This is a genomic window from Pseudomonas sp. PDM32 (assembly GCF_019219225.1).
Classification (GTDB): domain Bacteria; phylum Pseudomonadota; class Gammaproteobacteria; order Pseudomonadales; family Pseudomonadaceae; genus Aquipseudomonas; species Aquipseudomonas laurylsulfatiphila.
Genome location: NZ_JAHUWE010000007.1, coordinates 89,815 through 111,194 on the forward strand (window position 1 = coordinate 89,815; position 21,380 = coordinate 111,194).

A 21,380-nucleotide genomic window follows, 5' to 3' on the forward strand; every position below is an offset into this window, starting at 1 on the left:
CATGGCCGAACAATTTACCCGTTTTGATGCCGTCGAGTTTCTCAAGACACCGGAGGAAATGGCAGCTTATCTGGATGCCTGCTTTGAAGAGGATGCCGGTGACGGCGTGTTGATACGTGCAGCGCTCAACGATATCGCCCGAGCAAAGGGCATGACACAAATTGCCCGTGATGCCGGCCTGGGACGCGAGAGTCTTTACAAGGCGCTGAGCAGTAGTGGCAATCCTGAATTCGCGACTATCATGAAGGTTATGAAAGCCTTGGGTCTGCGTTTGCACGCCATCGCTGTCTGATTGCACTGCGACACCAAACCGCACGCCGCGTTTTTACTTATCGGCCCTGATCAGGCTAAATAGCCCGCGCCTGATCGCCCACCCAAACGGATTTTGTCCCATGTCCCGACAACGGCTCGCAATTGCCTGGATAGCCTGCTTCGCAGTGCTGTTCAATTTGCTCGCCATGCCGATGTCCGGAGCGATGGCGCAAACGTCGAAGTCACCTGCCGAACAGTTGTTGTGGGGCAGCTTCTGCAGCGCCAGCGGCACCAGGATGGTGGCGATTTCCATCGGCGACCTTGAACAGAAAGCCCCGCAAAACGACGATCATTCCAACATGCAGCATTGCTGGTGCTGTTCGGGGTCTGCGCCATTGGTGGCGTTGCCGGGGCATGCGCCACAGCTGTATTTCGCGCACTTCGAATCCAACCGAAGCCTGCCTGCCACCTCGCTCGACAGCCCGTCACCGCGCCAGCAATGGCCGAGTCTCAACCCCCGCGCTTCACCTCTGGTGTGATTTTTTCTCGCAATTGACCTGCGTTTAAATCGTCCCGGAGAACTGCCATGTTGAACAAACTCATCGTTCTGGCCGCGTTGTTGCTGCCTGCCTGCTTTGCCAATGCCCACGAATACAAGGTCGGCACGCTGGAAATCGCCCATCCGTGGTCTCAGGAGTTGCCACCCAATGCGCCCACCGTTGCGGCGTATTTCGTGATCGAAAACGAAGGCAAGACCGCCGACCGCCTGCTCAGCGTCGACACCCCCATTGCCGGCGAAGCGCAATTGCATGAGCACGTGATGCAAGGCGACATGATGAAAATGCAGCACGTACCGAGCGTGGAAGTGCCCGCCGGTGGCGAGGTCACTTTCGCACCGATGGCCTATCACGTGATGTTGCTGGGTCTCAAGGACCGCAGCCTGCTGGTTGACGGCAAGCGCTTTCCCATGACGCTGCACTTCGAGAAGGCCGGTGACGTGACGGTCGAAGTCGCGGTGCAGAAGCAGGCGCCGGACGGCATGCAGGCGCACGCGCACAATCCGTAATCGCCTGAGCTGAAAACGCCCATGCGCCCGCTTAGCGCCAGGTCATCCAGGCCACGCAGTCAGGTATTGAGCCTGACACGCGGCAGCTGGATCAGCCTGTTCGCCATGCTGATGATTTTTATCGGTCCGCTGATTTCCCAGTCGATGCCGATGGATTCGCGCGCCATGTCGATGAGCATGCCGGCGGGTATGAGCATGGACATGTCGATGGGCATGGACATGTCGGCAATGGAGCATGCCGACCACGGCAAGCAAACCTCCGCCGAACATTGCCCGCCTGCCCCGGGGCACCATGTGCTGTGGGAAAAGTGCGGCTATTGCAGCCTGCTGTTCAATTGCCCGGCGCTGACCGGCGGCGTGTCCTTCGCCAACTTCGTCATTCCACCCGTCAACACCTTCACCACGCCTTCTCCGCGCCTGGGCCACGCCCGGCAAACCTTCTTCCCCGGCGCCCGCACCCGCGCCCCGCCTGCCGTCGCGTAAACACCCACCTCCGATCTCACACGGTCCGCAAGACAACCCAAGCAAGCCCGCTCCCACAGGGACAGCTTCAGGCTGCCGGCCGTGTCGTTTACGACTGTTCGATGGAAATTTCATGTCCAGGTTTTCTGCTGACACAGGCTTGAGCCCAGTTCAAGTCTCCATGGCCCAAAACGAATCCGGCATTCGTTTCAGGCACGCCACTGCAATTTTGTGCAGTGCATTGCTGGCGCCTTCCGCGCTGGCCGATGAACACGCCGGTCACACTGAAGAACTGAGCCCGACGGTGATTACCGCCGTTGCCCCCAGCTCGCCATTGACCATCGTCACCAACCCCAAGGACCCGCGCCAACCGGTGCCGGCCAGCGACGGCTCGGATTATCTCAAAACCATTCCGGGCTTCGCCCAAGTGCGCAACGGCGGCACCAACGGCGACCCGGTGCTGCGCGGCATGTTCGGCTCGCGCCTGAACATCCTCACCAACGGCGGCATGATGCTTGGCGCCTGTCCTGGGCGGATGGACGCGCCGACCTCCTACATTTCGCCGGAAACCTACGACAAGCTGACCGTGATCAAAGGCCCGCAAACCGTGCTCTGGGGACCGGGCGCGTCGGCCGGCACCATCCTGTTCGAGCGCGAGCCGGAACACTTCGGCGAGCTCGGCACACGGGTCAACGCCAGTGTGCTGGCCGGCTCCAACGGGCGCTTCGACAAACTGGTGGACGCCGCTGCCGGCGGACCACTGGGCTACGTGCGGGTAATCGGCAACACCGCACATGCAGACGACTATCAGGATGGCAACAACGACACCGTCCCATCGCGCTACGACAAATGGAACGGCGACGTCGCACTCGGCTGGACCCCGGATGCCGATACCCTGCTGGAGCTGACCGCCGGAAAGGGTGACGGTGAGGCGCGCTACGCCGGGCGCAGCATGGACGGTTCGCAGTTTCTGCGCGAAAGCCTCGGCCTGCGCTTCGAGAAATCCAACATCGGCGATGTGCTGGATACGGTCGAGGCGCAGGTCTACTACAACTATGCCGACCACGTGATGGACAACTACACCCTGCGCACGCCGTCCGGTACCGGCATGATGGCCGGCCCCATGGCCTCCAACGTCGACCGCCGCACCCTCGGCGCGCGGATCAAGGCCACCTGGCGCTGGGCTGATGTGCAGCTGATCAGCGGCATCGACGCACAGACCAACGAACATCGCCAGCGCAGCGCCATGGGCATCGACACCTACAAGGACCTGCCCTACACAAAGGATGCCGACTTCCATAACTACGGTGTGTTCGGCGAACTGACCTGGTACACCGCCGACCGCGACCGCTTGATCAGTGGCGCACGCCTGGACCGCGCCTCGGCCAAGGATTTCCGGCAGACTATCGGCTCGGGAATGATGACCCGGCCGAATCCGACCGCCGACGACACCCGCGCCGACACCCTGCCAAGCGGCTTCATCCGCTACGAGCATGACCTGGCCGACAGCCCGACCACCTTGTACGCGGGCCTCGGTCACACCCAGCGGTTCCCGGACTACTGGGAGCTGTTTTCACCCAAGTCGGGCCCCGCCGGTTCGGTGAATGCCTTCGATTCGATCAAACCGGAAAAAACCACCCAGCTCGATTTCGGCCTGCAATACAAGACCGAAACACTCGAAGCCTGGGCCTCGGGTTACGTCGGGCAGGTGCGCGATTACATCCTGTTCAACTACACCCCGACGATGATGGGCACGACCTCGCAAGCCGAGAACATCGACGCACGAATCATGGGCGGCGAACTGGGCGCCGCGTACAGCCTCACTGAACACTGGAAAGCCGACGCGACCCTGGCCTACGCCTGGGGCAAGAACAGCAGCGATGGCACTGCATTGCCGCAGATGCCGCCGCTGGATACCCGTTTCGGCCTGACCTACAGCGAAGACAACTGGAGTGCCGGCGCACTGTGGAGAGTGGTCGCCGCACAAAACCGCATCGACCAGAACAAGGGCAACGTGGTCGGCAAGGACTTCGGCAAGACGCCGGGGTTCGGCGTGTTCTCCCTCAACGGTGCCTATCGGATCAACAGCCACTGGAAGGTCAGCAGCGGCGTCGACAACCTGTTCGGCAAGGCTTACGCCGAGCACTTGAACCTGGCTGGGAACGCCGGCTTCGGCTACCCGGCCAATGACCCGCAGGCCATCAAGGAGCCGGGGCGCACGCTCTGGACCAAGGTGGATATGAGCTTTTAAGAGCATCGCGGGCAAGCCCGCTCCCAAATGGAAAATGTTGAACCTGTGGGAGCGGGCTTGCCCGCGATCGGTTGCGCAGCAACCGTAAAACAAACAACTAAAAAATCCAGCCAATGCGGAGCACACGTGATGAAACAGCCCAAAGTGAATTTCTACAACCTGGCCTGGCGCTGGCATTTCTATGCCGGATTGTTCGTTGCGCCATTCATGGTGATGCTGGCCCTGACCGGCACCCTTTACCTGTTCAAGCCACAACTCGATTCGCTGATGTACGGCAGCCTGCTCAACGTGCCGGCCGGTCATCACACCGTCCCGGCCGACGACCTGCTCAAGCGGGTGAAAGATGCGTATCCCCAGGCAACGATCAAACAGTACCTGCCACCCGTTAATGCCGAACGCAGCGCCCAGTTTGTCGTGCTCAACGGTGGCAACGAGCTGAACGTTTTTGTCGATCCGTACCACGGCGACATCCTCGGCGAGCAAGACGCCAAGAAGAACCTGCAAGCCATTGCGCGCGCGATTCACGGCGAGCTGATGATCGGCACCGTCGGCGATCGGCTGATCGAACTGGCCGCCGGTTGGGGTGTGGTGCTAGTGGTTTCCGGGGTATTCCTGTGGTGGCCGCGCGGTCAGGCCGCCGGCATTCTGTGGCCACGCCTGAGCAGTCGCGGGCGGGTGCTTTGGCGTGACTTACATGCCGTCACCGGGTTCTGGGGCGCCTCCCTGCTGCTGATGATGCTGCTCAGCGGCATGACCTGGACCGGCTTCTGGGGCCAGCAATACGCAGCCGTGTGGAACGTCTTTCCGGCGGCAATGTGGGACAACGTACCGAAGTCCGACGCCGAGGCGCGCAGCCTCAACAGCGCCACCCGCCAGACCGTGCCCTGGGCCATGGAAAACACGCCGATGCCCATGTCCGGTGACCACGCCGAACACATGGCCCACGATGGCGCGCAGGCCGGCCCGGCTGCACCGACCATCAGCCTGCAAGACGTGCAAAACATCGCCACCCAAAGCAAGGTCGAGCCTGGCTACAGCATCACCTTGCCAACGACGGCCACCGGTGTGTTCACCATCGCCGTGTTCGCCGATGACCCGCGCAATGACGCCACGTTGCACATCGACCAGTACACCGGCAAGGTCCTTGCCGATGTGCGTTACGAGCAATATGGCGCCGTCGCCCGCGCCACGGAAATCGGCGTGATGCTCCACGAAGGCAAGATGTTCGGCACGCTCAATCAGCTCATTGTGTTGCTGATCTGCCTGATGATCCTGCTCAGCGCGGTCAGCGGCGTGGTGATCTGGTGGAAGCGTCGTCCGCAAGGAAAACTCGGCGTACCGCCGCTGCGCCACGACTTGCCGAAATGGAAAACCGCCATTGTGATCATGTTCGCCCTCGCGGTGGCCTTCCCGTTGGTGGGCGCTTCGCTGGTGGTGGTGTGGGTGCTGGATCGTGTGCTGCTGTCGCGTTTTACCCGGCAGACTGAGAGCGCCTCATCTTCATCATGAAACAGCTGAGATGCGCGGGGCTCAAGGGGCTGTAAACTCCCCCGCATGTCACCTCGGCTCTTTTCGCGAGCAGGCTCGCTCCCACATTTGACCGCGTTCCAATGTGGGAGCGAGCCTGCTCGCGATGGGGCCAGCCGCACCACCGATGTACCAAGAGCATTTGCATGACCTCGTTGAACCTCGCAAACATTTCCTGGACGCCCCTGGGCCACGGCCATTGCCATCACCAATTCCAGCTGCGTGATGCCTCCGTGCACGTGGCCGCGGGTGAATTCGTCGGGTTGATCGGCCCCAACGGCAGTGGCAAGACCAGCCTGTTGCGTTGTGCCTGGCGCTTCAGTAAACCGGAGCACGGCGAGGTCAGGCTCGATCACCAGAATATCTGGAAACAGTCTTCACGCTGGTGTGCACAACGCATCGCCGTGGTCTTGCAGGAGTTCCCCGACGCCTTCGGCCTGACCGTCGAGGAAGTGGTCGCCATGGGCCGCACGCCGCACAAAGGACTGTTCGATGGCGACACGCTCGAGGACTCGACACTCATTCATCAGGCACTGGAGTCCGTCGGACTCAAGGGCTTCGACGACCATGAGTTCGCCACCCTCTCAGGCGGTGAAAAACAGCGGGTAATCCTCGCCCGCGCCCTGGCCCAGCAACCGCAACTGCTGATCCTCGACGAGCCGACCAACCACCTCGACCCACGCTATCAGCTTGAGCTGTTGAAGTTGGTCAGGCGCTTGAACATCGGCACCCTGGCGAGCATCCACGACCTCAACCTGGCGGCGGCTTTTTGTGATCGGCTGTACGTGATCAACCATGGCCGCATCGTCGCCAGCGGCACGCCGCAAGAAGTGCTCACCGCCGCCCTGCTGCGCAACGTGTTTGGCGTCGAAGCGCTTATAGATGACCATCCGCTGCACGGCTACCCACGAATCACCTGGATAACCCAACCATGAATTTGCGTTCCCTGCTGCGCTCCGGCCTCTGCCTCGTGATGCTGTCGGTCTGCGCCCAGGCCCTGGCCGAAGCCACCCATTACCCGCTGACAGTCAAAAGCTGCAACCGCGAAGTGACCTTCACGCAAGCACCGCAACACGCCCTCAGCCACGACATCAACATGACCCAGATGATGCTCGCCCTCGGCCTCAAGCCACGGATGGCCGGCTACAGCGGCGTCAGTGGCTGGAAGGCCGTGACACCCGACATGCAGTCGCTGCTCGACGGTCTGCCGGAGCTGGCGGCCAAGTACCCGTCGGTGGAAACCCTGCTCGACGCCAACGTCGACTTCCTCTTCGCCGGTTGGGACTACGGCATGCGCGTCGGCGGCGATCTCACTCCGCAGACCCTGCTGCCGCTGGGAATCAATGTGTACGAGCTGAGCGAATCCTGCGCCTTCGTGATGAAGCGCCCACCGGCCAGCCTCGAAGACACCTACAACGACCTGCGCAACCTCGGCAGGATCTTCGATGTGCAGGACCGCGCCAACGCCCTGGTCGCCCACATGCAGGCGCAAGTGGCGGACATTCGCAAAACCCTGCCCGCGCAAAGACCGCGGGTCTTCCTGTACGACAGCGGCGAAGACCGGGCCATGACCTCAGGCCGCCTGGGTATGCCGCAAGCGCTGATCGACGCCGCTGGCGGGCGCAACATCCTCGAGGATGTCGACGCAAGCTGGACCCGGGTCAATTGGGAAAGCGTGGTCGAACACAACCCGCAGGTGATCGTGATCGTCGACTACAGCGAAATCACCGCCGAACAGAAGATTCAGTTCCTGCTGGCCAACAAGGCCCTGCAATCGGTGGAAGCGATCAAGCAGCGGCGCTTCATCGTCATCCCGTACGTGCAGGCCACACCGGGCATCGATAACGTGCTGGCGGTCGCCACCCTGGCCAAGGGCTTCCACGGCGAATGATCAACCGTCGCTACGCTTTGTTGCTGATCGTCCTCGGTGCCCTGTTGCTGGTGTCTTGCGTAGTGTCCCTGGGTTTCGGCCCGGCGCGGGTACCGCTGGACGTGGTGTGGCGCATCCTGCTGCACAAACTGTTCGGCTTCGGTGTGCCGGACTGGAGCCCCGGGCAGGAGCATATCGTCTGGCTGATCCGCGTCCCGCGCATGCTGCTCGGCGCACTGGTGGGCGCCGGGTTGGCTTTGATCGGCGCGGTGCTGCAAGCGGTGACGCGCAATCCGCTGGCTGATCCGCATTTACTCGGCGTCACCTCCGGCGCGACGTTGGGCGCGGTGATCGTGGTGTTGCATGTCGGAGAAATCGTTGGCCTGCTGACCTTGCCGGTCGCCGCCTTCATCGGTGCATTGCTGAGCATGCTGGTGGTACTGATGATCGCCAGCCGCCACGGTCGCCTCGACAGTGACCGTCTGCTGTTGTGCGGCGTGGCGGTGTCGTTCGTGATGATGGCGATCGCCAATTTGTTGCTGTTCCTGGGCGACCATCGAGCCAGTTCGGCGGTGATGTTCTGGATGCTCGGCGGACTTGGGCTGGCGCGCTGGGAATTGCTGGCGGTACCGACGGCCAGTGTGTTGTTCGGGCTGGTGTTGCTGCTGGGCATGGCGCGACCGTTGAATGCGCTGATGGCCGGTGAGCAGACGGCAGTGACCCTGGGCCTGAATGCGCGCACCGTGCGCTTGCGGGTATTTCTGATTGCATCGCTGATGACCGGGATGCTGGTGTCGATCAGCGGTTCGATCGGCTTTGTCGGGCTGATGGTGCCGCACATCGCGCGGCGACTGGTCGGGGCTGAACACCGAAGAGTGCTGCCGGTGTGCGTGTTGCTTGGCAGCGTGTTTCTGGTCTGGGTCGACGTTGCTGCCCGGACGATGATCGCGCCCGAAGACTTACCCATCGGAGTGGCCACGGCGGCGATTGGCGGGTTGTTCTTCATCGGTTTGATGCGACGTCGTTAACGCCATGTTTAATTAAAACAAACTTCAAAACTGCAGCTATGCCTGGAAAAACCTCGTATTGAGTTCGCACTTAACAAATCCATTATCACGCTCATACTCTGCTCCCGCGAGTTGAATAATAAAAAATACTCGCGCACTTCAATGACGATTATTCCTACACCTTTATCGTCACAACTCTTACAAGAGCGGAAAGAGGTAAACATGTTCAAAAAACTCATCATATCCATCGCACTTGTCTCATCGCCTGCATGGGCAGCCAAGCCCTCCTTTACTGGCGTTGACTACAGCGGCCGATATCAATGCACCGGAATGGACAACCATATCGGTGCGTTTGAAGGTGTGGTCGACATGAAACTCAATGCCGAACAAAGTACCGGCGAACATGGCGCCTATGGCTTTACCCTGACGTTGCTAGACAACTCCCGGTATGACGGCTTTGCCGCCGCCAACTCGAGTTCCCTGGCGATTTACTTTGCCCATACGGATCCGTCGCACAAGGATTACGGTGTCGGGATAGCAAACATCGCTTCCACGCCTGACGGGAAAACTTCATTCACCAAGTACTACTACGGCCCGGAGTACAAAGGTGGCGGACATGGTTTTGAAACCTGCATCAAAAGCTGAGTTGGTGCACCGCTGACCTTGTGGGAGCGGGCTTGCTCGCGAAGAGGGTGTGTCAGACAACATCAATGGCATCTGAAACACCGCATTCGCGAGCAAGCCCGCTCCCACAGTTGATCGATGCTGCCCGCCCCAATCTGGCGCAACTCTTCGCACCAACACGCCTGCCGCGATCCTTCCTGGTGCGCCATCAAACCGCACAACCGCTCTAAAACGCCATTCCCGTACCTTTCCCCGACCGGGCACAGCCCTTGCTAAAGACCCTTCAGTAGTCCGCATCTGCCAACCAAGAAAATTCATAAGTTCATGGAGATCGCACAATGAAGCGTCGCAGTTTGATCAAGGCTTTCACTCTCTCGGCATCCATTGCCGCTATGGGCATGACCTGGACCGTCCAGGCCGCCGAGACCATCAAGGTCGGTATTCTGCATTCGTTGTCCGGGACCATGGCGATCTCCGAAACGTCGTTGAAAGACATGGCGCTGATGACCATCGACGAGATCAACGCCAAGGGCGGCGTGAACGGCAAGATGCTGGAGCCGGTGGTGGTCGACCCGGCGTCGAACTGGCCGCTGTTCGCCGAAAAGGGTCGTCAGTTGCTGACCCAGGACAAGGTTGCCGTGGTGTTCGGTTGCTGGACTTCGGTGTCGCGCAAATCGGTCCTGCCGGTATTCGAAGAACTCAATGGCCTGCTGTTCTACCCGGTGCAGTACGAAGGCGAAGAAATGTCGCCGAACGTGTTCTACACCGGCGCCGCGCCAAACCAGCAGGCGATCCCTGCCGTTGAATACCTGATGAGCGAAGAAGGCGGCAGCGCCAAGCGCTACTTCCTGCTCGGCACCGACTACGTCTATCCGCGCACTACCAACAAGATCCTGCGTTCGTTCCTGCACTCCAAGGGTGTGGCCGACAAGGACATTGAAGAGGTCTACACCCCCTTCGGTCACAGCGACTACCAGACCATCGTCGCCAACATCAAGAAGTTCTCGGCGGGCGGCAAGACCGCCGTCATCTCCACCGTCAACGGCGACTCCAACGTGCCGTTCTACAAAGAGCTGGCCAACCAGGGCCTGAAAGCCACCGACGTTCCAGTCGTGGCGTTCTCGGTCGGCGAAGAGGAACTGCGCGGCATCGACACCAAGCCACTGGTTGGCAACCTCGCCGCGTGGAACTATTTCGAATCGGTCGAGAACCCGGTGAACAAGAAGTTCGTCGATGACTGGAAAGCCTACGCCAAGAAACACAACCTGCCGGGCGCCGACAAAGCGGTGACCAACGACCCGATGGAAGCCACCTATGTCGGCATCCATATGTGGGCGCAAGCCGCCGAAAAAGCCAAATCCACCGACGTCGACAAAGTCCGCGAAGCCCTGGCCGGCCAGACCTTTGCCGCGCCGTCCGGTTACACGCTGACCATGGACAAGACCAATCACCACCTGCACAAGCCAGTGATGATCGGTGAGATCCAGTCTGACGGTCAGTTCAACGTGGTGTGGCAGACCGAAGGACCGATCCGCGCCCAACCGTGGAGCCCGTTCATCCAGGGCAACGACAAGAAGCCGGAGTATGCGGTGAAGAGCAACTAAAACCATTGGGCCTGAAGATTGTTCAGGCCCAACACAACTCCTGTGTGAGCGGGCTTGTGTGGCGAGGGGGCTTGCCCCCGTTGGGTTGCGAAGCAGCCCCAGAATCTGTGACTGCGGTGTATCAGGTACATCCGAGGCATCGATTTACGACTGCTACGCAGCCGAACGGGGGCAAGCCCCCTCGCCACACAAGCCCGCTCCCACATTTAGTCCGAGCAAGGCGACTCTCTATGCCCACTGCCCTCTACCGCTTCATCCTCGCCCTCGCGCTGCTATTACCGATGGCCACCCACGCCGGCGACGCCGAAGACTTCGTCGCCGCCAATCCCGTGCAGCAAGCCAAACTCCTGGAGGCCTGGGCCGCGCAGCCCGATCCGGCCCGTATCGAGTTGATCGATGCCCTGCAGCAAGGCGAACTGACCATCGACGGGCAACCGAAAACCCTGCGCCTGAACAACCGCCTGCGGGGGCTGATCGACTCGGCCCTGGCCAGTCATCAGTTGCTCGCCGCCGACGCCAAAATCCGTCTGGCCGCCGCGCAGCAATTGCAGAAGAGTGCCAAACCGGCGCAGTTGAAATTCCTCGACCAGCAACTGGCGGGCGAAAAGGATGAAGGCGTCCACGCCGCCCTCAGCCTGGCCCTGGCCAATCTGCAACTGGTCGACGGCGATCCGGCCGTGCGCCTCGCCGCGGTGCGCTTGCTCGGCGAGACCGGTGACCCGCTGGCCCGCACCCGCCTCGAAAGCCTGCTGGAGCCGGGCGTCGAAACCGACACGAATGTGCGCACCGCCGCTGAAACCAGCCTCGCCCAGGTCAAGCGCAAACTGCTGGTCGGCGAAATGCTGGGCCAGGCGTTTAGCGGCATGTCCCTCGGTTCGATCCTGCTGCTCGCGGCATTGGGCCTTGCGATCACCTTCGGCCTGCTCGGCGTGATCAACATGGCTCACGGCGAGATGCTGATGCTCGGCGCCTACTCGACCTATGTGGTGCAACTGATGTTCCAGCGCTTCGCCCCGCAGGCCATCGAGTTCTATCCGCTGATTGCACTGCCGGTGGCTTTTTTTGTCACCGCCGCCATCGGCATGGCGCTGGAGCGCACAGTGATTCGTCACCTCTATGGTCGCCCGCTGGAAACCCTGCTCGCCACCTGGGGTATCAGCCTGATGCTGATTCAGCTTGTTCGGTTGCTGTTCGGCGCTCAGAACGTCGAAGTGGCCAATCCGGCCTGGCTGTCGGGCGGGATTCAGGTGCTGCCCAATCTTGTGCTGCCCTACAACCGCATCGTCATCATTGCCTTTGCACTGTTCGTGGTGGTGCTGACCTGGCTGCTGCTGAACAAGACGCGCCTGGGCCTGAACGTGCGAGCGGTCACCCAGAATCGCAACATGGCCGCCTGCTGCGGCGTGCCCACCGGACGCGTGGACATGCTCGCCTTCGGTCTTGGCTCGGGTATCGCCGGCCTCGGTGGCGTGGCCCTGAGCCAGATCGGCAACGTCGGCCCGGACCTCGGCCAGAGCTACATCATCGACTCGTTCCTGGTGGTGGTGCTCGGTGGTGTCGGCCAGTTGGCCGGTAGCGTGCTGGCGGCATTCGGCTTAGGGATAGCCAACAAGATTCTCGAACCGCAGATCGGTGCGGTGCTCGGCAAGATCCTCATCCTCGCGCTGATCATTCTGTTCATCCAGAAACGTCCGCAAGGCCTCTTCGCACTCAAAGGACGGGTGATCGACTGATGAACCAGCCCCTGCTCGTTACCGCGACCCAAAAAGCCGGCCCCAAAGTCTCGATTGCCATTGGCGCAGTGATCCTCATTGTGCTGCTGGCGTTACCGCTGCTGTCGTTGTTACCAGTGGACAGCATGCTGCATGTTTCAGCCTATACGCTGACGCTGGTGGGCAAGATTCTCTGCTACGCCATCGTCGCCCTGGCGCTCGATCTGGTCTGGGGTTACGCCGGCCTGCTGTCCCTCGGGCACGGCCTGTTCTTCGCCCTCGGCGGCTATGCCATGGGCATGTACCTGATGCGCCAGGCATCGGGCGATGGCTTGCCGGCGTTCATGACCTTCCTGTCATGGACTGAAATGCCGTGGTTCTGGACCGGCACCAGCAGCTTCCTCTGGACCCTGTGCCTGGTGGTATTGGCGCCGGGGTTGCTGGCGTTGGTGTTCGGCTTCTTCGCCTTTCGTTCGCGGATCAAGGGTGTTTATTTCTCGATCATGACCCAGGCCCTGACCTTCGCCGGCATGTTGTTGTTCTTCCGCAACGAAACCGGTTTTGGCGGCAACAACGGCTTCACCAACTTCCGTACCATTCTCGGCTTTGGCATCACCGAACCGGGCACCCGCGCGGTGCTGTTTTTCGCCACGGTGTTGTTGCTGGTGGCGAGCCTGTACATCGGCTGGCGCCTGGCGCAAAGCAAGTTCGGGCGGGTGCTGACCGCACTGCGCGATGCGGAGAACCGCCTGATGTTCTGCGGCTACGATCCGCGCGGGTTCAAGTTGTTTGTCTGGGTGTTGAGCGCGGTGTTGTGTGGCCTGGCCGGTGCGCTGTACGTGCCACAAGTCGGCATCATCAACCCGAGTGAAATGTCGCCGACCAACTCGATCGAAGCGGCTGTGTGGGTCGCCCTCGGCGGTCGTGGCACGCTGATCGGCCCGTTGCTTGGCGCCGGCGTGGTCAACGGCATGAAGAGCTGGTTCACCGTGGCCTTCCCCGAGTACTGGCTGTTCTTCCTCGGCGCGCTGTTCATCGTCGTGACCCTGTACCTGCCCAAAGGCGTGATCGGTCTGCTGAAGAAAAGAGGTGAATCATGAGAGTCACGGCAACCGCTGAATTCATGCTCGAACCGGCGTTTTTCCCCGTAGAACCCAACAAGGACGCCGGCAGCAGCCGTGACGCCATCGGTCTTGGCCAGCGCGCTGGCAAAGGCCTGAATACACGCCACGGCACCATCCTGACTCTGGAAGACATCAGCGTCAGCTTCGACGGCTTCAAGGCGCTGAACGATTTGAACCTGTACATCGGCGTCGGCGAACTGCGCTGCATCATCGGCCCCAATGGCGCGGGCAAGACCACGCTGATGGACGTGATCACCGGCAAGACCCGCCCCAGCCACGGCAAAGCCTGGTTCGGCGAAACCCTGGACCTGACGCAGATGAGCGAAGTGCAGATCGCCCAGGCCGGCATCGGGCGCAAGTTCCAGAAGCCGACGGTGTTCGAAGCCTTGAGCGTGTTCGAGAACCTGGAACTGGCGCAGAAAACCGACAAGTCGGTGTGGGCCAGCCTGCGGGCGCGCTTAAATGGCGAGCAGAAAGACCGCATCGCCGAGGTGCTGGAGACCATTCGCTTGACCAGCTCGGTCAATCGCCCGGCCGGCCTGCTGTCCCACGGCCAGAAGCAGTTCCTCGAGATCGGCATGCTGCTGATGCAGGACCCGCAATTGCTGCTGCTCGATGAACCGGTGGCGGGCATGACCGACGCCGAAACCGAATTCACCGCCGAGCTGTTCAAGCGCCTGGCCGGCAAGCACTCGCTGATGGTGGTGGAACACGACATGGGCTTCGTCGGCTCGATTGCCGACCACGTCACCGTGTTGCATCAGGGCAGCGTGCTGGCCGAGGGCTCACTGGAACAGGTGCAGGACAACGAACGGGTGATCGAGGTCTACCTCGGTCGATAACCCCCCCCTGGTAGGAGCTGTGTAGGAGCTGTCGAGTGAAACGAGGCTGCGATCTTTTGAACTTCAACGGTACCGGAAAAAATCAAGATCAAAGATCGCAGCCTCGTTTCACTCGACAGCGCCTACAAGAACAAATCAAAGGCAAATCAAGAACAGGCCGGGTCGGACACAAGGAACTTGAACATGCTCCAAGTCGAAAAACTGCACCAGTACTACGGCGGAAGCCACATCCTGCGCGGCCTGACGTTTGACGTGAAAGTCGGCGAAGTCACCTGTCTGCTCGGGCGTAACGGCGTGGGCAAGACCACCCTGCTCAAATGCCTGATGGGCCTGCTGCCGGCCAAAGAAGGCGCGGTCAATTGGGAAGGCAAGCCGATCACCACGTTCAAACCGCATCAGCGCGTGCATGCCGGCATTGCCTATGTCCCGCAGGGCCGGGAGATCTTCGGTCGCCTGACCGTCGAGGAAAACCTGCTGATGGGCCTGTCGCGTTTCCCCGGCAGCGAAGCGAAGGAAGTGCCAGCGTTTATCTACGAGCTGTTCCCGGTGCTCTTGCAAATGAAACAACGCCGGGGGGGCGACCTGTCCGGCGGCCAGCAACAGCAACTGGCCATCGGCCGCGCGCTGGCCAGCCGCCCTCGCCTGCTGATCCTCGACGAGCCCACCGAAGGCATCCAGCCGTCGGTGATCAAGGAGATCGGTGCCGTGATCAAAAAGCTCGCGGCCCGGGGCGACATGGCCATTCTGCTGGTGGAGCAGTTCTACGATTTCGCCGCCGAACTGGCTGACCAATACCTGGTGATGTCCCGGGGCGAAATCGTGCAACAGGGTCGCGGTGAAAATATGGAAGCCGAGGGCGTGCGTGGGCTGGTTACGATCTGAGCAGTGAACTCTCGCGCTCATTCAGAATCCGGGGTGATGGGTTTGCCGCTGCGTAGGGCAGCCATTCAGAACCCACCACGCCGCAAACATCCCAGAGCGGGCTGCTTTTTTCGACCGTCAGTACGCCCGTTATTGCAACACTCAAGACAAAATTCCTGGCGCTCAGATGTCCACCCAGCAAGAGCTTATCGATGTTGACGCCCATCGCCCCTTCGGTCTTGATTACCCAGGCCTCAACTTCGGAAAACGTGCTGTGGTACTTCAGCAGTGCTCCGTCCGGAGTCTGGCGGAACACCGAATAACCCAGAGAGGAGTCCACCAACGCTGATCCCCGAGCCTGCAGGACACTGAATACCAATGACTGGGGTGAGAAAAACTGCTGATACAGATCAGCCTCGTTTTCCGGTAGTAACGTCGCCAGCAACTCGGGTCCCAGGTACACACCTGCCAGCGTCTGATTTTCCGGTAACAGAAAACCGCCTGGCGTCGCGGGGAATGCCTGCTCGATTGCCAACAATCCATCAGGTCGGTGGAACGGCAATGTCGCGACATATTCGTCACGGTCGCGATGCTTGAGGATAAAACCCACACGCTGATGCCCCGCTGTCGCTGGCACGCGACTCAAGGCATCGTTTAACGCCGAGGCCGGGTCTTCAAAAACGCCCGTAAAAAACGGCTGGAGTTTGGGAGGCCCGGGTATGACCGTTTGGTAGGGAATCCATTCAGCCGTGATCGGGCCGCGCAGGCCACCCCACAGGGTGCCGGGTTCCAGGACACGCATGTGACCGATGACCGCGATTCTCCTGACCATGTCTTCGGGGGTGCGGCCCATTCGGTAGACAGGACTGTAGTCTGAGTCAGGTGGATTAATGGAGTAAGCCACCAGAGAACCGGAAGGACCTGAAACATAACAATGTTTAAAAAAGTCCCGATGCCTGAACGCACCATGGACATCAGGCATCGAAGGCAGCGCGTTGAACAACTTGACCTGATCATCGTTGAAGGATGGGTTCGCCTTGGCAATTCCCTCGGGAATGTCCGGATGGCTATGCCATTTGCCAACGCAAAGGTACCCGGCCGGATGGCTGATCGTCAGGGTCTGCCGGTCGTAGTTCAGCAAACGCTCCATATCAAACGAAGTCGCCTTGCCCAGGATAGGTGTTGTCGCGACAAACTTGCCATCCGGGCGCTGCAAAATGAGTGCGCCGTACTCTCTGTCGCTCACGCGATCATGTTGGTGAACCCAATACGCAGCATCGTCTTCGCAAATAAAGGACTGGCTGACAGGTGGCAACACCGGCGCGGTCGCCGGTGCAGGTTGTAAAGGATCATTAGAAGTGCTCATCAAGAAACTCCAGAATGTTCGGTCGCCCCGCCGGAGGGGGAGCGTGCGCTTGCATCCTGGGTTCTTCGTGACCACCGATGGCGGTAGATATATATGTCTAAACAGGCGCGAAGCACCAATTGGTTGCACCCTACTTCATGGCTCGCCCCTTAGTGGTGCATCAGCACAATCAATAGTCGCCTCCTGCCTGCAAATCCTTGCGGCACAGCCTTTGCAAACATCCTGATGACCTCTCGACAAGCATTGACTATGACTCTTCCGGCTTCAGGCGTTTTGTTCACCCCCAGTTGGCACGCCGAACTGGAGCTCGGCTATGCCCGATTCGACAACACCACACGCCCGGTCCAGCGCCGGCACAAAGGTCCGCTGCGGGTACAAAAACACCTGTATGCCGAAGGGCCGGAAGTCTGCCAGCACATCATCGTCCACCCACCCGGCGGCATTGCCGGCGGCGATCGTCTGGATATTTCGGTCAGCGTCGAGGGCAACGCCTGGGCGCAAATCACCAGCCCCGGCGCGGCCAAGTGGTATCGCGCCGCGGGTCCCGCCTATCAGCAGCTGAATCTGAAGGTGGCGGCCGGTGCGACACTGGAATGGCTGCCCCAGGAGACGATCATTTTCAGTGCGGCCCAGGCTGAACTCAGCACCGCCATCGACCTTGAAGGCGATGCGCGCCTGTTCTACTGGGACGTCGTGGCCCTGGGCCGTCCGGCCAGTGGCGAGCGCTTCGACCTTGGGCATTTCCAGGCACGACTGGATGTGCGCCGCGACGGCCAGTTGCTCTGGCATGAACGTCAGCGCATTGTCGGAGCGGACGGTTTACTTGATTCGCCCATTGGGCTGGACGGACATCCGGTGTTTGCCACGTTATTGGTGACGGGTGAGATCGATAGCGAACTGCTGGAGCACTGCCGCTCGCTGCCCAACGACGTGCGCGGGGATTTAACCCAGTTGCCGGGGTTGCTGGTTGCGCGGTGCCTGGCGAGTGAGGCGTTGTTGGCGCGGGGCTGGTTGATTGAACTTTGGAAGTTGTTACGCCCCGCCCTTCTGGGTCGCGAGGCCGTATCACCCAGAATATGGAGCACCTGAAATGCGATCGAATGTGGGAGCGGGCTTGCTCGCGAATGCGGTGGGCCAGTCAGCATTGATGTTGAATGACACTCCGTATTCGCGAGCAAGCCCGCTCCCACAGGGTTTGTATTCACAGATCCGAACTTTTTAATCTGCCCAGATGGATGTCTACGATGGACCTGACCCCACGCGAAAAAGACAAGCTGCTGATCTTCACCGCAGGCCTGGTGGCCGAGCGGCGTTTGGCGCGCGGCGTGAAACTCAACTACCCGGAGGCCATGGCCTACATCTCCGCGGCCCTGCTCGAAGGCGCCCGTGACGGCCAGAGCGTGGCCGACCTGATGCACTTCGGCACCACCCTGCTGACTCGCGAACAAGTGATGGAAGGTATCCCGGAAATGATCCCGGAAATCCAGGTCGAGGCCACCTTTCCCGACGGCACCAAACTGGTCACCGTCCACCAACCCATCGCCTGAGGCCGCGCCATGACTTACCACATCCGCGATGCCGTGCCTGCCGACTTGCCGGCCATCTGCGACATTTACAACGACGCCGTGCTCAACACCACGGCGATCTGGAATGAACAGGCGGTCGACCTCGGCAACCGCCAGGCCTGGTTCAGCGCCCGGCAATCCCAGGCTTACCCGATTCTGGTGATCGTCGATGGTGAAAATTCGGTACTGGGCTATGCCTCATTCGGTGACTGGCGCCCCTTCGACGGTTTCCGCCACACCGTCGAGCACTCGGTCTATGTGCGCAACGACCAGCGCGGCAACGGCCTCGGCCCACGACTGATGGAAGCGCTGGTCGAGCGCGCCAAAGACTGTGGCAAACACGTGATGGTCGCCGCCATCGAAAGCGGTAACGCCGCCTCCATTCGCTTGCATGAGCGCATCGGTTTCATCACCACCGGACAAATGCCTCAGGTCGGCACCAAATTCGGCCGCTGGCTGGACCTGACCTTCATGCAACTGACCCTCAACCCCGGCGCGCAACCGCCGAGCGTCAACCAGGAGTAATGCCCGATGAACGCCGCTCAACTGCGACGCGTCAACGTTGAAAGCTTTGCGCACTATCGTCAGGGATTGATTGACCTGCTGCTCGATGCCGTCGGCTATGGCGCCAGTGTCGGCTTCATGGCCGACCTCGATGCGACCCAGGCCCACGCCTATTTCGATGAGGTCCAGGACAACCTGAACAAGGGCAATCTGTTGCTGTGGGTGGTGGTCAAGGACGAACAGGTGCAGGCCAGCGTGCAGTTGGGTTTGTGTCAGAAAGCCAACGGCCTGAACCGCGCCGAAGTGCAAAAGCTGCTGGTGCGCGAACATGCCCGGCGTCGCGGTCTGGGCCAGCAACTGATGAACGCTCTGGAGGCCGCCGCCCTGCAGCACAAGCGCGGCATGTTGTACCTCGACACCGAGACCGGTTCGCCCGCCGAAGCCTTCTATCAATCGCTGGGCTATACCCGCGCCGGTGAAATCCCCGACTACGCCTGCGACCCGAGCGGCCGCTACAAGCCGACCGCCCTTTATTACAAGATTCTCCAAGGAGCCCATTGATGATTCCCGGTGAATACCAGATCCAGCCCGGCGACATCGAACTCAACGTCGGCCGCCGCACGATCAGCCTGAAGGTGGCCAACAGCGGTGACCGGCCGATCCAGGTCGGCTCGCATTATCACTTTTTCGAAACCAACGACGCCCTGGCGTTCGACCGTGCCGCCAGTCGCGGCATGCGCCTGAACATCCCGGCCGGCACGGCGGTGCGTTTCGAACCGGGACAGAGTCGCGAGGTGGAGTTGGTGGATTTGGCGGGGCATCGTCGGGTGTTCGGGTTTGCCGGCAGGATCATGGGCGATCTCTGATTGATGCGATCTCTGCACCGGCCCCTTCGCGCGCAAGCCCGCTCCCACATTCGACCGAGTTCCTCCGGTTGGAATGCGGGCAACTGTGGGAGCGGGCTTGCTCGCGAATCTGTGAGCGAAGCGAACAGTCTCAAACACAATTGAATCCCAAGGCAAGCGCATGAAAATCTCAAGACAAGCCTACGCCGACATGTTCGGCCCCACCGTTGGTGACAAGGTGCGCCTGGCCGATACCGAGTTGTGGATCGAAGTGGAACAGGACTTCACCACCTACGGCGAAGAAGTGAAATTCGGTGGCGGTAAAGTCATTCGTGACGGCCAGGGTCAGAGCCAGTTGCTGGCCGCCGACGTGGTCGACACCCTGATCACCAACGCGCTGATCATCGATCACTGGGGTATCGTCAAGGCCGACGTCGGCCTCAAGGACGGGCGCATTGCGGCGATCGGCAAGGCTGGCAACCCGGACATCCAGCCCAACGTCAACATCGCCATTGGCGCCAGCACCGAAGTCATCGCCGGTGAAGGCATGATCCTCACCGCCGGCGGCATCGACACCCATATCCACTTCATCTGCCCGCAGCAGATCGAAGAGGCATTGATGAGCGGTGTCACCACCATGATCGGTGGCGGCACCGGACCGGCTACCGGCACCAACGCGACCACCTGCACCTCCGGGCCGTGGCACCTGGCGCGCATGCTTCAGGCTGCCGACGCCTTTCCCATGAACATCGGTCTCACCGGCAAGGGCAACGCCAGCTTGCCGGAGCCGTTGATCGAACAGGTCAAGGCCGGTGCCATCGGCCTCAAGTTGCATGAGGACTGGGGCACCACACCCGCGAGCATCGACAACTGTCTGAGCGTGGCCGACCGGTTCGACGTGCAGGTGGCGATCCACACCGACACCCTCAACGAATCCGGTTTCGTCGAGACCACGCTCGCCGCCTTCAAGGGCCGCACCATTCACACCTATCACACCGAAGGTGCCGGTGGCGGTCACGCACCGGACATCATCAAGGCCTGCGGTTTTGCCAACGTGCTGCCGAGTTCGACCAACCCGACCCGGCCGTTCACCCGCAACACCATCGACGAACACCTCGACATGCTGATGGTCTGCCATCATCTCGACCCGAGCATTGCCGAGGATGTGGCCTTCGCCGAAAGCCGCATCCGCCGCGAGACGATTGCCGCCGAAGACATCCTCCACGACCTCGGTGCGTTCTCGATGATCAGCTCCGACAGCCAGGCCATGGGGCGGGTCGGTGAAGTCATCACCCGCACCTGGCAGACTGCCGACAAGATGAAAAAACAGCGCGGGCCGCTACCCGGCGATGGCGCCGGCAACGACAACTTCCGCGCCAAGCGCTACATCGCCAAGTACACCATCAACCCGGCGATCACCCACGGCATCAGCCATGAAGTGGGTTCGGTCGAAGTGGGTAAATGGGCAGACCTGGTGCTCTGGCGGCCGGCGTTTTTCGGCGTGAAACCGACGCTGATTCTCAAGGGCGGCGCCATCGCAGCCAGCCTGATGGGAGACGCCAATGCCTCGATCCCGACACCGCAACCGGTGCACTACCGCCCGATGTTCGCCAGCTTCGGCGGTTCACTGCACGCCACCAGCCTGACCTTCATCAGTCAGGCGGCGCAGGAGGCAGGCTTGCCTGAAGCGCTGGGTTTGAAGAAGAAAATCGCTGTGGTCAAAGGTTGCCGCGACGTGCAGAAAACCGACCTGATCCACAACGACTACCTGCCGAAAATCGACGTCGATCCGCAAACCTATCAGGTCAAGGCCGATGGGGTTCTGCTGTGGTGTGAACCGGCTGAGACATTGCCGATGGCCCAGCGTTACTTCCTGTTCTGAACCGACAACCACGACA

The 21,380-nt window shown here is 60.8% G+C and carries 22 protein-coding genes; 21 read left to right on the plus strand and 1 reads right to left on the minus strand.

Going from position 1 to position 21,380, the window contains the following annotated elements:
• The first annotated feature begins 1 nt into the window (after position 1).
• The 15 genes from KW846_RS14905 (at position 2) to urtE (ending at position 15,223) form a co-directional block, all read left to right on the plus strand.
• A complete protein-coding gene (locus tag KW846_RS14905) occupies positions 2-292 on the plus strand; it encodes an addiction module antidote protein (RefSeq protein ID WP_007994260.1) in 291 nt (96 codons plus the stop codon).
• 100 nt (positions 293-392) lie between these two features.
• Positions 393-791 carry a DUF2946 domain-containing protein gene (locus KW846_RS14910; protein WP_102700453.1) on the plus strand — a complete coding sequence of 133 codons (399 nt, stop codon included), beginning with the start codon at positions 393-395 and terminating at the stop codon, positions 789-791.
• 47 nt (positions 792-838) lie between these two features.
• Positions 839-1,318: a copper chaperone PCu(A)C gene (locus KW846_RS14915; protein ID WP_218483084.1), complete on the plus strand. Its 480-nt coding sequence runs from the start codon at positions 839-841 to the stop codon at positions 1,316-1,318.
• Positions 1,319-1,339: 21 nt separating this feature from the next.
• Positions 1,340-1,801, plus strand: coding sequence for a DUF2946 domain-containing protein (locus KW846_RS14920; protein WP_218483087.1), 462 nt, complete (start codon positions 1,340-1,342; stop codon positions 1,799-1,801).
• Positions 1,802-1,961: 160 nt separating this feature from the next.
• Positions 1,962-4,031 carry a TonB-dependent copper receptor gene (locus tag KW846_RS14925; protein WP_371321751.1) on the plus strand — a complete coding sequence of 690 codons (2,070 nt, stop codon included), beginning with the start codon at positions 1,962-1,964 and terminating at the stop codon, positions 4,029-4,031.
• 129 nt (positions 4,032-4,160) lie between these two features.
• Positions 4,161-5,540 carry a PepSY domain-containing protein gene (locus KW846_RS14930; protein ID WP_218483091.1) on the plus strand — a complete coding sequence of 460 codons (1,380 nt, stop codon included), beginning with the start codon at positions 4,161-4,163 and terminating at the stop codon, positions 5,538-5,540.
• Between the two features lie 164 nt (positions 5,541-5,704).
• Positions 5,705-6,493, plus strand: a complete 789-nt coding sequence (locus KW846_RS14935; RefSeq protein WP_218483092.1) for an ABC transporter ATP-binding protein — start codon at positions 5,705-5,707, stop codon at positions 6,491-6,493.
• Positions 6,490-7,449, plus strand: coding sequence for an ABC transporter substrate-binding protein (locus KW846_RS14940; RefSeq protein ID WP_218483093.1), 960 nt, complete (start codon positions 6,490-6,492; stop codon positions 7,447-7,449). The genes KW846_RS14935 and KW846_RS14940 overlap by 4 nt, the downstream gene beginning before the upstream one ends.
• Positions 7,446-8,456, plus strand: coding sequence for an iron ABC transporter permease (locus KW846_RS14945; RefSeq protein ID WP_218483095.1), 1,011 nt, complete (start codon positions 7,446-7,448; stop codon positions 8,454-8,456). The genes KW846_RS14940 and KW846_RS14945 overlap by 4 nt, the downstream gene beginning before the upstream one ends.
• A 201-nt stretch (positions 8,457-8,657) precedes the next feature.
• Positions 8,658-9,080, plus strand: a complete 423-nt coding sequence (locus KW846_RS14950; protein WP_218483097.1) for a hypothetical protein — start codon at positions 8,658-8,660, stop codon at positions 9,078-9,080.
• A 317-nt stretch (positions 9,081-9,397) separates the two neighbouring features.
• The gene (urtA, locus tag KW846_RS14955) at positions 9,398-10,663 is read left to right on the plus strand and encodes an urea ABC transporter substrate-binding protein (protein WP_007979634.1); all 1,266 of its coding nucleotides are present in this window, start codon (positions 9,398-9,400) and stop codon (positions 10,661-10,663) included.
• Positions 10,664-10,893: 230 nt separating this feature from the next.
• Positions 10,894-12,396, plus strand: coding sequence for an urea ABC transporter permease subunit UrtB (gene urtB, locus KW846_RS14960; protein WP_218483099.1), 1,503 nt, complete (start codon positions 10,894-10,896; stop codon positions 12,394-12,396).
• A complete protein-coding gene (gene urtC / locus KW846_RS14965; protein WP_007979638.1) occupies positions 12,396-13,475 on the plus strand; it encodes an urea ABC transporter permease subunit UrtC in 1,080 nt (359 codons plus the stop codon). Before urtB ends, urtC begins: the two co-directional genes overlap by 1 nt.
• Entirely contained in the window at positions 13,472-14,341 is an 870-nt protein-coding gene (gene urtD / locus KW846_RS14970) for an urea ABC transporter ATP-binding protein UrtD (protein WP_116582464.1), read from the plus strand. Before urtC ends, urtD begins: the two co-directional genes overlap by 4 nt.
• A gap of 183 nt (positions 14,342-14,524) precedes the next feature.
• Positions 14,525-15,223 (plus strand): urea ABC transporter ATP-binding subunit UrtE, encoded by a 699-nt coding sequence (urtE, locus tag KW846_RS14975; protein WP_007979642.1) that lies wholly within the window; start codon positions 14,525-14,527, stop codon positions 15,221-15,223.
• Here urtE and KW846_RS14980 read toward each other — a convergent pair.
• On the minus strand, positions 15,213-16,568 hold the full coding sequence (locus KW846_RS14980; protein ID WP_218483101.1) for a DUF4329 domain-containing protein: 1,356 nt from the start codon (positions 16,566-16,568) through the stop codon (positions 15,213-15,215). The genes urtE and KW846_RS14980 overlap by 11 nt on opposite strands.
• 249 nt (positions 16,569-16,817) lie before the next feature.
• Here KW846_RS14980 and KW846_RS14985 point away from each other — a divergent pair, with 249 nt between their 5' ends.
• The 6 genes from KW846_RS14985 (at position 16,818) to ureC (ending at position 21,364) form a co-directional block, all read left to right on the plus strand.
• Complete coding sequence (locus KW846_RS14985) at positions 16,818-17,657, plus strand: urease accessory protein UreD (protein WP_218483103.1); 840 nt, start codon at positions 16,818-16,820, stop codon at positions 17,655-17,657.
• A gap of 155 nt (positions 17,658-17,812) precedes the next feature.
• Positions 17,813-18,115 carry an urease subunit gamma gene (locus tag KW846_RS14990; RefSeq protein ID WP_007979647.1) on the plus strand — a complete coding sequence of 101 codons (303 nt, stop codon included), beginning with the start codon at positions 17,813-17,815 and terminating at the stop codon, positions 18,113-18,115.
• Positions 18,116-18,124: 9 nt separating this feature from the next.
• A complete protein-coding gene (locus tag KW846_RS14995) occupies positions 18,125-18,658 on the plus strand; it encodes a GNAT family N-acetyltransferase (protein ID WP_218483104.1) in 534 nt (177 codons plus the stop codon).
• 6 nt (positions 18,659-18,664) lie between these two features.
• Entirely contained in the window at positions 18,665-19,198 is a 534-nt protein-coding gene (locus KW846_RS15000; RefSeq protein ID WP_218483106.1) for a GNAT family N-acetyltransferase, read from the plus strand.
• Positions 19,198-19,503, plus strand: a complete 306-nt coding sequence (locus KW846_RS15005) for an urease subunit beta (protein ID WP_007979653.1) — start codon at positions 19,198-19,200, stop codon at positions 19,501-19,503. The genes KW846_RS15000 and KW846_RS15005 overlap by 1 nt, the downstream gene beginning before the upstream one ends.
• A gap of 160 nt (positions 19,504-19,663) precedes the next feature.
• Positions 19,664-21,364, plus strand: coding sequence for an urease subunit alpha (gene ureC, locus KW846_RS15010; protein WP_218483108.1), 1,701 nt, complete (start codon positions 19,664-19,666; stop codon positions 21,362-21,364).
• Positions 21,365-21,380 lie beyond the last annotated feature (16 nt).